The sequence below is a fragment of the Chryseobacterium endophyticum genome (genome assembly GCF_056333165.1).
Genome location: NZ_JBWGXE010000008.1, coordinates 131,960 through 145,740, shown reverse-complemented (window position 1 = coordinate 145,740; position 13,781 = coordinate 131,960). Strand labels below are relative to the sequence as shown.

Below are 13,781 nucleotides of genomic sequence, written 5' to 3'. Positions count from 1 at the left end.
TTATGCAGAAAAATATTTCCTCCATTATCAATGATGATCTCTTCACCGGTATCTATACCAGGGAATTTATAAATACGAGATCTTTGGATGATACTGCACTGTACAATAGCCTGGAGAATACATTTTTCGACGCCTTCAGCCTCATAAAGGAAAACCGGATGCAGGAAAGTATTTCTCAGTTTGAGTACGGTGAAAAAATGTTTCCGCGGGAAAGTAAAGACGAAACTTTTAAACTCATTTTAAAAGACACCCTTTATCCTAAAAAAGCCTATTGGTATTACAAAACCGGAAATATCAAATTAGCAGGATACCTTACTTTAAAATCAATTGTCACCAATCAGAAAATCAAAGAGCTTACGAAAGTAGATTTGCCTGTTTTTATTCAGATCCAGCAATATCAGAATATAGCGAGGATAGGTTTCAGGACCAATCATTTTTCGGAAGGAATTATGCTGAACTGCAAACTCTTACTGTTCATTATTACTAAAAAGAATGTTGGAATAAAGTATCTTTCAGAATTTGCTTTTGATGACAAAAAAGAAGAATCTGTCCTGAAATGTACCATGATGTACCAGATCGTTTATGATACGGTTAAGATTCTTTCCCGATTGAAAAATAAAAGATACCTGCGTTCTTTCCTGGATTTTATATCCAATATTCTGGTTCAGTTTGTCCCTGAATACGAAGGTGAATATGTTCTGAAAGACTTTTTAGAGCTGATCTCAAAACCAGGTTTTGAAATTCACCAGGAAGAAACGGATCATTTTATCGGAAAAAATCAGGAAGCATTATTTCCAGGAACGATCTCTATACTCAATTTAATCAGAAAATTATACGAAAATGAAAAAGTTGTTTCAGAAATTACGGATTACAAAAACTAAAAACAGAGACATAGACAGCTGTAAGCAAAAGCTGGATATTCAGGATCAGGTACAGTCTGACAGCTTTTTCGGAGGCTTCAGAGAATATAAACCACCTATTTACACCCAAAATCACACCCAAAATACAGATCTGAAGATCAAAAATCTTTTCTCGGATACTAACGCCTAATAAACCTATAAAAAGATGAAAAATACTGATAAAAAGAACAAAAACCAGACGCCTAAAGACAATAAAACATTAGTGGATAAGCAGAAAGTGAAATTTCTCGGCATCACGAAAGAACTATCGACCGATATTGAGCCTGTAGATGCAGAAGCCATCACAGGAGGCAGGAAAACCGATCCTACAGTGATGACCCAATGGCCAACTTCTAATTTGTAAAACAACCACCAATGGCAATTCTTAGTAAAAAATATAAATTTTACAAACAGCTGGACTTCATGGATTGTGGTCCCACCTGTTTGCGGATGATATCTTCATTCTACGGAGAAGAATACTCACTCGACTATTTAAGAGCCAATTCCTATATTACTAAGAATGGGGTTAGTCTTCTGGGACTGAGCGAGGCGGCAGAAAAAATAGGATTTAAAACGCTCACGGCAAAGCTGGACTACGAACAGCTGGCCAATGATGTTCCTCTTCCCTGTGTGCTCCACTGGAACCAGGAACACTTTATTGTGCTCTACGACATCAAGAAAAAGAGTCTTTTCCGGAAAAAAGAACAGATTATCATCGCCGATCCAGGCCACACCATGGTAAGGGTCGAAAAAGATGTTTTTGAAAAATGCTGGCTTTCTACTTCCAATAAAAAAGGCGTAGCACTGCTTCTGGAACCCACACCCGATTTCTACCGGAACGAAGAAGGGGTAGAAAAAAACAGAAGCGGATTCGGATTTTTATTAGGCTATCTGAAACCATACAAAAAATACTTTGTACAGCTGGTTTTAGGGATGGTGCTCGCAAGTTTGATCAGCATGTGCTTTCCGTTTCTTACCCAAAGTTTGGTAGACTTCGGAATCAACAGGAAAAATTTAAGCTTTATTCATCTTATTTTGTTTTCGCAGCTGCTTTTATTTCTGGGAAGCGTAGCGATAGATATGCTGAGAAACTGGATCCTGCTGCACATCAGTACAAGGATAAGCATCAGCATCATATCCAATTTTCTGATCAAGCTGATGAAACTTCCGGTCAATTTTTTCGAATCTAAAAATGTAGGGGATATCACCCAGAGAATCAATGACCATCACCGGATTGAAACATTTCTTACCGGATCTACCCTTAATACCCTCTTTTCGATCATCAACCTTTTTGTATTTTCTTTTATTCTGGGAATTTACAATATGCAGCTTTTAGGGGTTTTTGCCGTAGGAAGCATTCTTTCGATAGGATGGATCCTCCTTTTCCTCAAAAGAAGAAAAAATATCGATTACAACCGATTCCAGAGAGCCAGGGAAAATCAGAACAGCCTTTACGAAATTATTACCGGAATGCAGGAAATCAAGCTCTACAACAGCCAGAAAAGCAGACGTTGGGAGTGGGAGAGGATTCAGGCCAAACTTTTTAAAGTAAATATCAAAAGCCTTTCGCTTGAACAGTATCAGGAAATGGGGGCTACATTTTTTACCCAGCTGAAAAATATTCTCATCAGTTACCTGGCCGCAAGCCTGGTGGTCAACCAGCAGATCTCATTAGGGGTCATGTTAAGTATTTCCTACATCGTAGGGCAGATGAACAGTCCGCTTACCCAAATTATTTCCTTCATAAAAAGCATTCAGGATGCACAGATAAGTTTGGATCGTTTGAATGAAATTCACAACAGGAAAGAAGAAGAAAGCGATGAAGATCTGATCGGCTTTAATGACACTAAACACCCGATCCGTCCCGAACATGATTCTGATTCACTCTACCTCAGTCACGAATTATTCACCAAAAGATTAAAAGAAAACAGCGGTTCCGGAATTGAAATTTCAAACCTCTCTTTCCGTTACGGCTCGCCTAAAAGTCCTCTGGTGCTTAAAGATATCAATCTTTTTATTCCGAAAGGTAAAATTACAGCCATCGTAGGAGCAAGCGGAAGCGGAAAAACCACGCTGCTGAAACTTTTGCTTAAATTTTATGCACCCAGCGAAGGAAATATCATGGTAGACGGCATATCTCTCCAGGATATTTCGGCCCAGCTCTGGAGAAATAATGTAGGAACTGTAATGCAGGAAGGATATATTTTTTCCGATTCCATAGCAAGGAATATTGCCATGAAAGGAGAAAGAATAGACGAAGAGAAACTTTTTGAATCGGTAAGAATAGCCAACCTGCATCCGTATATTTCAAAACTCCCCCTTGGTTTTACCACGAGGATAGGAAACAGCGGATCAGGCCTCAGCGGAGGGCAGAAACAGAGATTGTTCATCGCCAGAGCGGTCTACAAAGATCCCAAGTATCTGTTCTTTGATGAAGCGACCAGTGCTCTTGACGCCAATAATGAGAAAATTATCATGGAAAATCTCAATGAATTCTATGAAGGCAGAACCGTAGTGGTTATTGCACACCGGTTGAGTACTGTAAAACATGCGGATCAGATCATTGTCATGAAAGATGGGGAAATTGTAGAGCAGGGCAATCATTACGAGCTTGCAAAGAATAAAGGATATTATTTTGAATTAGTAAAAAACCAATTGGAACTTGGTGCCGCGTAATTATGCCAGAATTAGATCAAATATTAGAAGAGAGAAGTGCCGAGATGGAAGAAATTGTCGGCATTATACCAAGCTGGATTACCCGTTGGGGGCTTACATGCCTTTTTATCATCGGGGTGATGGGCTTATTCGTTTCTTTTTTTATAAAATATCCTGAAACCCTGCAGACTACCGTCATTGTACAGTCTGAAAACCAGCCGGGGAAGGTGACCGTGAAAAGAGATGACGCCAGTCAGATTTTCAATTTTTTAGTGAAAAACGGGGATGTGGTAAAGCCGGGAGATACGCTTCTCGTCCATATCGATAAGAATACCGGAAAAGAATACAATACCATAACGCCCATGGCAGGAAAGATTTACCTTTCCAACGGCACAAATGAAAGCAATACATTGGATAAAATTATATGGGTCGTTCCGGAATCTACAGGTTCTGAAATTAAAATAAAATTTCCGGTAAAAGGATCAGGGAATGTAAAAATGGGACAAACGGTAAAGTTCAGCCTTCATGGGTTTCCCAGCCATGAATATGGTTTTATTGAAGGAACCATCTCCTCCATACTGCCCGTGGAAATCGACGGCATGCACCAGGCCTACGTAAAGATTCCCGGAAAAAAGATCATCACTTCCGAACATAAAGAAATTCCCGTAATGCCCGTAATGCAAGGTGAAGGAGAAATTTTATTAAGTGATAAAAGTATTTTTTATCGCATCTTTGGGAGTGTCTTTTAGATTTGAATTAAAATATTTATGCCGACAGAAAATTCGTTTAAAAATTACCATAGATATATCATAAGAAAGCCTTCTTTTTCTTATGATATTCTTTTTTTAGGAAAAAATAAAACAAAGCCGCTGGATGAAGTTGTACTAAATGCGTTGGAGGACCCACTTTTTACCACGTCCATTTTTTGGAGCTCCCCCGATTTGTACAGAACCATTCAGTTGTATAAAGCAGGAAATTTAAAAAAATCAAAAGAAGAAAAACTCTTCAGGACTCTAAAGAAGTATGTGCTGAGAGCCAGTACAAGAGCAACACCTTACGGAACTTTCGCCGGCCTGGGAATAGGGTATTTTGATAAAGATGATCAAGAAAATAACAGGCGTGTCGCAAGAATTGATCTGGCATTTTTAGATGAAATAAAAAAAAATATCGGAAATGATGTGAAAATAATTCCCTGGCTGAAATACACCATAAACAGCTCGGTTTACAGGATCGCAGATCAGTACAGATTTACAGAACCGTTTTTTTCCGAAAAAGAAAATAAAACCGAATATCAGCTCAGCTCATTGGAGAAAACCGAATATATCGATCTGGTGTATAATACCTTATGGCAGAAAGACGGAGCTACTTTAAATGAAATAAAATCGATTCTTCCCGACAGCTTTACGGATGAAGAAATTACGGATTTTATTACTGATCTTATCGATTCAGGGTTTTTGGTAAGTGAAATTGCCGATGTGAAAAACCTTGACCGGCTAAAAGAAACAGTCGCAAATATAGAAGCCCACTGCTTTCCCGAAGAGAGACAGTACTCAATTTTGCTGGATAAGCTTTCAGAATGCATATTGCTGATAAACAGTACACCACCGGATTTTTTGCCGTTAAAGGAAATCCATGAACTGGAAGATCTTGTGAGCCAAAATGGCATGGTTTCAAAGCATTTTTTTCATATTGATTTTATAAACGGGGGTAAGGACCATTTAAAATATAAAGAGCTTTATCACCAATACGCATCTGATATATCTTCAGCGATACAGTTCGTTGGCAAAATATCGAATAGTGAATCAAGTATCGACAAGCAGATCAGGAATTTCATCAATGTGTTCAGAATAAAATACGAAAACCAGGAAGTGCCTTTTCTGAGGGTTCTGGATAATGAATTCGGAATCGGTTTCCCGGCCGAAAAATCTCTGGGAAATATTCCTTACGACGATTATTTTGCAGGGTCTGAACACCAAAAAAGCAGTGACAGTAAAACGATAATCCCAAAACCCAAAACGGAATGGCTGTACGACAAAATAGAAAAGTCCGGACAAGCCTACACGCTGGAAGTAAAAGATTCTGATATTCCGGATATCCCGGCTTCCCAAAAGAAAATCCCCGGAAATATTACGCTGATGGGAAGCTTTCACCAGGATCATTTTTTTATACAGAATATGGGCGGGGCAAATGCGTCTCTCATCGGGCGGTTTGCCTATCTTGATGATGAAATAGAAAATCTGTGTTTCGATATCCGGAATACTGAAAAAAATAACAATCCTGAAATTATTTTTGCTGACATCCGCCATATTCCTGCTGGGAAAATAGGGAATGTTACCCGCAATAATTCATTTTCAGAGTATGAAATATGCATCCTTACGGAAGCCTCATTAAAAGCAGAAAACCAGATTTCATTGGATGATCTTATAGTTTCCGTAGAAAACGATGAAGTAATCATTAAATCAAAAATCCTGAATAAAAGGATTATTCCCAGGCTGTCGAATGCTTATAACTTCAGCAACAGCACCATTCCGGCCTTTAAATTTTTATGCTCCCTTCAGTACCAGAATGTTTCGGGCTTGAATTTTAGTTTAGATTACAGCCTCAGCCTCAAAAGGTTCTATCCGAGAATTGTTTACAAAAAAATCATCCTGCACAGGGCCAGCTGGATTTTAAGAGCAGATGATATTGCCGGAATTTTAAAACATAATTCACCTGCTGAGGCGCTTAAAGAACATATGAAAAGTATTGGGGCCTGTCAGTTTGTATCAATGATTGAAGGTGACAACGAATTGTTTTTAGATCTGCAAAACGATTCATACATCACGCTGCTTTTAGAGGAAATCCGAAAAAAAGATCATGTTGTATTGTCGGAATGGCTAATGCCTGAAGAAGGTCTGAAATCTGCGGACCAGATCATTATTCCGTATCAAAATACGAATCCTCATCCGCTCAGATTGCCTGCCGGAAAAAAATATCGGGAATCGATCCAGAGGGATTTTATACCCGGATCAGAATGGTTTTATACTAAAATATATTGCAGCTCGCCCTTTTCAGACGTTTTAATAAAAGAGGTCCTGCAGCCGTTGCTGTCTGCCTGGAAATCCGATGGAATGATCAAATCGTTTTTTTTCATCAGGTATACAGATCCTCATTACCATATCAGGTTAAGGCTGAATTTAAAAGATACTTCCTTCTTTCCCGGAATTTTACAGAACCTGTATACGGCTTTGGATCCGTATATGAAAAACCATGCGATCTGGAATGTTCAGCTCGATACCTACCGACGCGAGATTGAAAGATACGGTGAGGAAAAAATAGAGGATACCGAAATGTTGTTCTGCTACGACAGTAATTTTTTTATAAATTGCCTGGATTCCGGATATTTTGAAGGTGATGAAGATTACCGGCTTTTTTCAGCCATCAAAAATATAGATCGTTATTTATCTGCATTTGATCTTAGTTTAGTTGACAAATTTTATTTTTGCAAAGAAATGGAATCGGCATTCGAAACGGAATTCGATCAGCATATGAAAAAGTCATTATATTCGAAATACAGGCTGTATTCGAAAAACCTGTATGATTATATGGAAAGTTCCGAACTGAATGATGCTTTTGCCCTGAGAGATGTAAAAATAAAAAATCTGGATCTCTCCAGGGAAAATCTGCCCAGCTTTATTCACATGAGCATCAACCGATGGTTCGATTCCAGCCAGAGACCATTTGAATATATGGGCTATATTTTTCTGAAGAATTATTATAACAGACTGTTAAACAATTAATATTGATGAGCTATTCTAAAAAAGAGAATGGAATTCTCACTTTTGCCGGACTGGTAAATTTTATAAAACACAAAGAACAATATAATGTCGGGATAAGAATTCTATCCCATGTCTTCATGTGGTTTTCATTTACCCTGTTGCTCTTTTTAGATTATTATCTTGCGATTAATATCTCATTCGGGCAGTCCATGTTTTTAGCGGTAAGAGTCCTGGTGAGCAGTGCCGTGGTGTTCTATTTATTTTTTTATCTCCTGCTGCCTTTTGCCAAGAAAAAGAAAAATCTTTGGCTGATCATTATTATTGTACCGTTTCTTATCGTTACCTGGCTGTTTATCAACAACTTTTTCTACGTCGCGGCCGCTTATCTGGAATATGACCTGACCAATCTGTACCCGATCATGGGCAAAGAAAAAGACTATCATCCGAACCTGATGGAAGTGTTTAAATTTAAATTTATTATTCTCAATACACTGTCGGTTATTTACTCGCTTTCCCCTTTCTTTTTTACCAAGATTATTGTTGATGTCACCAGGCTTAATGAAGCCAAACTGCGTATTCAGAAACAAAAATCTGATCTTGAAATAAATAATATCAATATCGAAAAAGAGTTCTTAAAAGCCCAGCTGAATCCTCACTTTTTATTCAATACCCTGAACAATCTGTATGCATTAACGGTGAAAAAAGACGATAAAGCTCCGGAAATTGTCTTAAATTTGTCGGATATAATGGCATACACCTTATATGAATCAAATACAGAGAAGGTTTCTGTGCAGAAAGAACTGGAGTTTATTTCAAATTATTTCGCATTAGAAAAGATGCGTTACCCTGAAGATAAAAAAATCACCCTCACCGTAAAGGAAGAACATCCGGGAAAAGACTATCAGGTAGCGCCGCTGCTCACATTTGTGTTCATAGAAAATGCCTTTAAATATGGTTTGAAAAGCACTCAGGAACAATTTGTAAACGTTTTTATTGATATTCGGGACGATTCGTTTTTATTTGTTATCGAAAATGATAGCGAAAACGTCAACAGACCGGACGGGAGTAAAAATTATTTTGGAGGCATCGGCATTTCCAACGCAAAAAAAAGGCTGGCATTATTATACCCGAACAGGCACGAACTGTCTGTTGAAGATAAAAACGGAGTTTACAGGGTTTCTTTAAAAATTAGTTTGAATGAGCAAAAAATTACGTTGTATAGTGATCGATGACGAACCTTTGGGAAGGGAAGTCATTGAAAGTTTTATTGAAAAAATACCGTTTCTTACGCTGGCGGCTTCATTTGGAGATCCGCTTGAGGCCTTGGATCACCTGCAGAATTTTGAGGTCGATATCGTGTTGACTGATATTCAGATGCCCAAAATAAACGGTCTCGAGCTTATACAATCTCTGCAGAACCCTCCCACCGTAATTTTCATCACTGCACACCGCGACTTTGCCCTCGACGGCTTCGATACGGGAGCCAAAGACTACCTCGTAAAACCCGTTCGTTTTGACCGGTTTTTAAAAGCGGTGAACCGTGCGAAAGATTATATTGAAAACACAAAAAAAGTTGAGAAAAAGGTACTGACAGACCGTATCTTTATTAAAACGGAAGGCAAATTGGTCAAAATCCTGCTTAAAGATATTTTATATGTTGAAGCTCAGGGCGACTATTTAAAAATTGCCACCGAAAAAAATTCCTACACTACGCTTTCTACCATGAAATCTATGGACGAAGCCCTCAGGCTCCCGGATTTTTTCAGAGTACAGCGTTCTTTTATTATCAATGTATCTGCGGTCCAGGCCGTAAACGGCAATATGGTAGAACTGAACAATGGTAAAGTGATCTCCCTGGCCATCAGCAAAAAAGAAGAATTATTTTCCTTACTTGGTTTATAGCGGATCAGCTTTTAACTCCTTTTCACGTCATTGACAGAAATTTGTGATATAGGTCTTTTATTACAGATCTGTATGTTTTCGTATTTTTTTTAAATAGAATATAAAAATAATCTAATTACATTGCAGATTCTGCATATGTAATTGAAATTCCCGTTGATTTTCTTTTTTCTTTAAACCTTATTTTTTACTCTTCTGTCGGTATTATCCGGCTTTCCGGCGAATGATTTTGCTTTCGTTTTCAATCTGTTATTTTTTTGTATCAAAATTAATAGCCATGAAAACTGAAATTAAAAAACAAGAGCAGCATAAGCTGAAAGTGAAAAAAAAAGTTGTGAAAAAATCTGAGAGTTCTAAAGATTCGACCACAATGGAATATACAACGCCAACCATAACCTGGACAATTTTTTGAGTAATACGATTAAATGCTTCATGGTAAGCAGGAATGATTTATTGATTAGCAAACTGGTGACGTTTGTTGAAAAAACTTATTTTTTAGAAATTTTTGATGAAGAGGAGCTATTCTTTGAAGACGGCTATCCGATGTTTATGTTTTTCGATATGGATTCCCTGAAGATTGGTGTACAGAACATAAAAAAAATCCTTACCATGCCTTTTCTGCCTGTTTTTATTTCATCCGTCTATTCCCGGGATATCGTTGCACAGATCATGGGAAATGGGTTTTCCTATTTTGGTTTTTTAAATAAAAAATCCAGTTACGACGATTTTATAAAAGAGATCAGCCAGATTATTGATGAAAAATATACATAAATCACCCGATATTAGAAAATAACCTTTTAATAATACTTTCTTCACTTACATCTATACGTTGAATGTTTTCTTCATTCGGCGTATTTTTTTTATCGGTGATGGATTGTATTTCAATATTGTACTTTGAACAACTCCTCTTTTTTTAGGTTAAATTTATGCGTGATGCGATCTCTTTTTTAAAATATTCAGAAGGGTAGTGGCCGCCATCGTTCCCATACTGAACCCGTCATTGATGATGCATTCGTAAGATTCGTCGAGATATTTAGGCAAAATCCCTTCGGTGATCGCCACGACCTTTACCACGGAAGTCTGGACTTTCTTTTTAATTAATGAGCTGTGCAGCCCGGCAAGCGTTTCGTCGCTCATGGCAAAATACCCGTCGAAACTTTCATAATCCAGGATGATGTTCAGTTTTTCCTTTACATTGTCGGCCGATTCGCAATAAATAACCTTACATTCCATATCGGGATATGCGTTTATTTTTTGCAGGAAGAAATCCTTTCTTGCCTGGGTAATTTCAAGGTTTTCGTCCCCGAAGATAGCCAGGATCTTTTTGCAGCCGTTTTCGATGAATTTGTCAGCCGCCGCTTCTGCATACAGTTTGTTATCAAAAATGATCTCTTCGAAGAAGTTCTGCGGAATGGTCTTATCGAAAATAACCGCCGGAACTTCGATCTCCCGGATTCTCTGCAGATGCGAAAGATCCTTCGTATGCCTGGTAAGCGAAATAAGGATTCCGTCTACCCTGGAGTTGATGCAGGTTACAATATTCTCTTCCTCCATACTGAGCGACTCTTCGGAAGAAAGCACGAAAAAATGATAGCCTTCCCGGTGAAGAACCGAAGATATTCCTTTAATGATGGACGGAATAAAAAACATCGACATTTCGGGAATGATCAGCCCGATCATTTTTGAAGACTTTTTCCGGAAATTAATGGCAAAATCGTTGGGAATATAATTAAAAGTTGCCGCTGCCTCCTTTACACGGACCTTTACTGCATGGCTGATGTCGGGGTGATCTTTCAGTGCCCGGGATACAGTGGAGACGCTGATATTAAGCATTTCTGCAAGGTCTTTTATAGTGACTCTTTTCATTTTTAAGTTAATGGAGGCAATTTTTGGGTTAATTTAGTGATATTATGAGGCTAAAATTAAGTTAAAAAATGTTAATATTTTTAAAATAAAAGTTAATAAAAAGTTAAAATAAAAATTAGTTATCCACTGCAAACGGTTGCGCAAACGGTTGAAATTAATACTAATTTAACATAGCCTGTAAACTGCATTTTGGATATGGTAAAAAAAATACTTTTAGACCATAATTAAAAACTCCCAAAACATATGGAATCAAAAATTTTTACCAGACTTCTCATTTTCGGTGCTATGAATACCGCCGCATTTATGTTCTCTCAGAGCACGGAAAATGATACCATTACCAGAGGCAAGGCCATCGACGAGGTGGTGGTAACCGGAAATGCGAATCCGAAAGCCTCCATCAAAACCAGTACTTCTATTTCTACCTTAAAGATGAAAGATATAGAAAATGCCGCGCCAAGGACGACAGCTGAAATCTTTCGTACCATCCCGGGAATCCGTTCGGAATCTTCCGGAGGGGAAGGGAACTCAAATATTACGGTAAGAGGGGTTCCTGTTTCGGCGGGAGGTTCCAGATACCTGCTGATCCAGGAAGACGGGCTACCGGTGATGCAGTTCGGGGATATTGCTTTCGGGACACAGGACCAGTTTACCAGATTCGATTCTTTTGTTTCCAGGGTCGAAGCGCTTAGAGGAGGTTCTGCATCTGTTTTTGCGAGTAATTCTCCGGCGGGGATCATCAACTTCATCACCAAAACAGGAGAGAAGGAAGGCGGAAGCATCACCCAGCAGATGGGCCTTAACTATAAAAACTACAGAACGGATTTCGATTACGGAACCAGAATCGCAGAAGGGACATACGCTTCAGTAGGCGGATTTTACCGCATCGGTGACGGACCAAGAAAAACAGGATTCAATTCCAACAACGGCGGACAGTTCAGGATTTCCCTGCTTAAAAAGTTCGATCGCGGAAGCTTCAGAGTCTATGCTAAATTCCTGGATGACAGAACCGCGGCTTATATGCCGATGCCGGTAAGCGTTACCGGAACGGATTCCGATCCCAAATGGTCTTCTTTACCAAGCTATAACATCCTTACCGGAGCTTTGCAGACCATTAACTTACAGCACGACAGAACCCTGGGGAATGACGGAAATATCTTCAACAGCGATGTTTCAGACGGAATGCACTCGATCTCTAAGACCATCGGTGCCGAATTCAATTATGACCTTGGAGAAGGATGGAAATTTGAAGAGAAAATCCGGTATGCAGCCAATGATGGACAGTTTATTGCTCCTTTCCCGGCCAGCGTAAGCAAAGGAAGCGATTTCTTTACCGCAGCTAATTTTACCAACTTCGGAAGTGCCGTGTATGCAGGAACCAATACGCCGGTAGACATGAACGCTTATTATATGAAACTGGCACTCTTTAATGTAAAGCTTAACAACTTCAATAATTTTGTAAACGATTTCAACATCAGCAAAAAATGGAGCCATGTAAAGATGAACGCCGGATTATACAAGTCTACCCAGAACATCAATATGTCATGGATGTGGAACAATTACATCCAGGAAGTGAGCGATAATAATGCAAGGCTGATAGATGTTAAAAATACATCAGGCGCATTAATTACCGATCACGGTCTGCTGAACTATGGGATGAAAGACTGGGGCAACCTGAAAAGAGATTACAATACAAAATACGATATTACCGCTCCGCATGCACAGATCGAAATCAACGCTACCGACAAGCTGACCATCGATGCCGGTGCAAGATATGACATCGGAAAAGTGACCGGCTATTTCTCCGGAGCTACGGTAACCTACACCAGCCGCGATATGAACGGAAACGGTGTGATCGACATTCCGGAGCAGATGGTAGGTTCAAACGACAACATCAACGTTCCTGTAAACTACCGTTACGGAATCTTCGGATATTCAGTAGGAGCCAATTACGCGCTGAACAGTAAGAATGCGGTTTTTGCTAGGGTAAGCCAGGGTGGAAGCGCTTCGGCAGACAGAATCTTATTTTCCGGATACAACTATACCAATAACGACGATCCGGCACTGGATGCGGTAAAGGTAAACAAAGTAAATCAGGTGGAAGCCGGTTACAAGCTGAGAGGAGCCGGTTACTTCCTGAACACGACTTTATTCTATGCCGGAACCAAAGAAGCCAACTATGAAGCGACTACCCAGAGAAAAACCGAAAACAAATACCAATCGGTGGGTGTGGAGCTTGACGGATATTACAGAATCAGCAAAAGCTTTGATGTGAAAGCAGGGCTTACTTACACCCACGCTGAAATCAAAAACGCGCTTGATCCTACCATTATCGGGAATATGCCGAGAAGAACACCGAAGTTCATGTATTCCGTAAACCCTAATTTCAATATGGATAAGCTGAATGTAGGCTTCTACCTGATCGGGGCTACGAAAGCCTTTACACAGGACAACAATAAGCTGATCATGCCGGGCTATGCCCTTGTAAATCCGTATGTTTCTTACCAGGTGATGAAAAACCTTACCGTAAGTGTGAATGCGAACAATGTTTTCAATACCATCGCAGTGACGGAAGCTGAAGAAGGATCCATCACCGGCGGAAACGGTATCATAAGAGCAAGAACCCTTCCGGGAAGCTCGTACAGCGCCAGCGTAAAATTTGATTTTTAATAGTATACACCATGTGGAATGAACCTTACGGTTCATT

Annotated in this window: 11 protein-coding genes; 10 read left to right on the top strand and 1 reads right to left on the bottom strand. The window is 39.3% G+C overall.

The features are described from left to right. Positions 1-2: 2 nt before the first annotated feature. The 9 genes from AC0N32_RS16795 (at position 3) to AC0N32_RS16755 (ending at position 9,982) form a co-directional block, all read left to right on the top strand. Positions 3-881 (top strand): hypothetical protein, encoded by an 879-nt coding sequence (locus AC0N32_RS16795; RefSeq protein ID WP_476394994.1) that lies wholly within the window; start codon positions 3-5, stop codon positions 879-881. Beyond that, positions 841-1,050: a hypothetical protein gene (locus tag AC0N32_RS16790; RefSeq protein ID WP_476394993.1), complete on the top strand. Its 210-nt coding sequence runs from the start codon at positions 841-843 to the stop codon at positions 1,048-1,050. The genes AC0N32_RS16795 and AC0N32_RS16790 overlap by 41 nt, the downstream gene beginning before the upstream one ends. A gap of 15 nt (positions 1,051-1,065) precedes the next feature. Next, the gene (locus AC0N32_RS16785; RefSeq protein ID WP_476394992.1) at positions 1,066-1,263 is read left to right on the top strand and encodes a hypothetical protein; all 198 of its coding nucleotides are present in this window, start codon (positions 1,066-1,068) and stop codon (positions 1,261-1,263) included. A gap of 11 nt (positions 1,264-1,274) precedes the next feature. Continuing rightward, on the top strand, positions 1,275-3,575 hold the full coding sequence (locus AC0N32_RS16780; RefSeq protein ID WP_476394991.1) for a peptidase domain-containing ABC transporter: 2,301 nt from the start codon (positions 1,275-1,277) through the stop codon (positions 3,573-3,575). Between the two features lie 2 nt (positions 3,576-3,577). Beyond that, complete coding sequence (locus tag AC0N32_RS16775) at positions 3,578-4,303, top strand: hypothetical protein (RefSeq protein ID WP_476394990.1); 726 nt, start codon at positions 3,578-3,580, stop codon at positions 4,301-4,303. 18 nt (positions 4,304-4,321) lie between these two features. Next, positions 4,322-7,333: a lantibiotic dehydratase gene (locus AC0N32_RS16770; RefSeq protein WP_476394989.1), complete on the top strand. Its 3,012-nt coding sequence runs from the start codon at positions 4,322-4,324 to the stop codon at positions 7,331-7,333. Between the two features lie 5 nt (positions 7,334-7,338). Next, positions 7,339-8,544, top strand: coding sequence for a sensor histidine kinase (locus AC0N32_RS16765; protein ID WP_476394988.1), 1,206 nt, complete (start codon positions 7,339-7,341; stop codon positions 8,542-8,544). Continuing rightward, complete coding sequence (locus AC0N32_RS16760) at positions 8,510-9,214, top strand: LytR/AlgR family response regulator transcription factor (protein WP_476394987.1); 705 nt, start codon at positions 8,510-8,512, stop codon at positions 9,212-9,214. Before AC0N32_RS16765 ends, AC0N32_RS16760 begins: the two co-directional genes overlap by 35 nt. Before the next feature lie 405 nt (positions 9,215-9,619). Continuing rightward, complete coding sequence (locus AC0N32_RS16755) at positions 9,620-9,982, top strand: hypothetical protein (protein ID WP_476394986.1); 363 nt, start codon at positions 9,620-9,622, stop codon at positions 9,980-9,982. A 153-nt stretch (positions 9,983-10,135) separates the two neighbouring features. On the opposite strand, the gene AC0N32_RS16750 is transcribed toward AC0N32_RS16755, so the two are convergent. Continuing rightward, the gene (locus AC0N32_RS16750; RefSeq protein WP_476394985.1) at positions 10,136-11,077 is read right to left on the bottom strand and encodes a LacI family DNA-binding transcriptional regulator; all 942 of its coding nucleotides are present in this window, start codon (positions 11,075-11,077) and stop codon (positions 10,136-10,138) included. 243 nt (positions 11,078-11,320) lie between these two features. On the opposite strand from AC0N32_RS16750, the gene AC0N32_RS16745 reads away from it, so the two are divergent. After that, the gene (locus AC0N32_RS16745) at positions 11,321-13,744 is read left to right on the top strand and encodes a TonB-dependent siderophore receptor (RefSeq protein WP_476394984.1); all 2,424 of its coding nucleotides are present in this window, start codon (positions 11,321-11,323) and stop codon (positions 13,742-13,744) included. The last annotated feature ends 37 nt before the right edge of the window (positions 13,745-13,781 follow it).

What these genes read in the sequence shown, in the direction of transcription:
- AC0N32_RS16775 (WP_476394990.1), top strand. Translation starts at nt 3,578, where the DNA reads ATGCCAGAATTAGATCAAATATTAGAAGAGAGAAGTGCCGAGATGGAA.
- AC0N32_RS16795 (WP_476394994.1), top strand. Translation starts at nt 3, where the DNA reads ATGCAGAAAAATATTTCCTCCATTATCAATGATGATCTCTTCACCGGT.
- AC0N32_RS16750 (WP_476394985.1), bottom strand. Translation starts at nt 11,077, where the DNA reads ATGAAAAGAGTCACTATAAAAGACCTTGCAGAAATGCTTAATATCAGC.
- AC0N32_RS16760 (WP_476394987.1), top strand. Translation starts at nt 8,510, where the DNA reads ATGAGCAAAAAATTACGTTGTATAGTGATCGATGACGAACCTTTGGGA.
- AC0N32_RS16745 (WP_476394984.1), top strand. Translation starts at nt 11,321, where the DNA reads ATGGAATCAAAAATTTTTACCAGACTTCTCATTTTCGGTGCTATGAAT.
- AC0N32_RS16790 (WP_476394993.1), top strand. Translation starts at nt 841, where the DNA reads ATGAAAAAGTTGTTTCAGAAATTACGGATTACAAAAACTAAAAACAGA.
- AC0N32_RS16770 (WP_476394989.1), top strand. Translation starts at nt 4,322, where the DNA reads ATGCCGACAGAAAATTCGTTTAAAAATTACCATAGATATATCATAAGA.
- AC0N32_RS16780 (WP_476394991.1), top strand. Translation starts at nt 1,275, where the DNA reads ATGGCAATTCTTAGTAAAAAATATAAATTTTACAAACAGCTGGACTTC.
- AC0N32_RS16765 (WP_476394988.1), top strand. Translation starts at nt 7,339, where the DNA reads ATGAGCTATTCTAAAAAAGAGAATGGAATTCTCACTTTTGCCGGACTG.
- AC0N32_RS16785 (WP_476394992.1), top strand. Translation starts at nt 1,066, where the DNA reads ATGAAAAATACTGATAAAAAGAACAAAAACCAGACGCCTAAAGACAAT.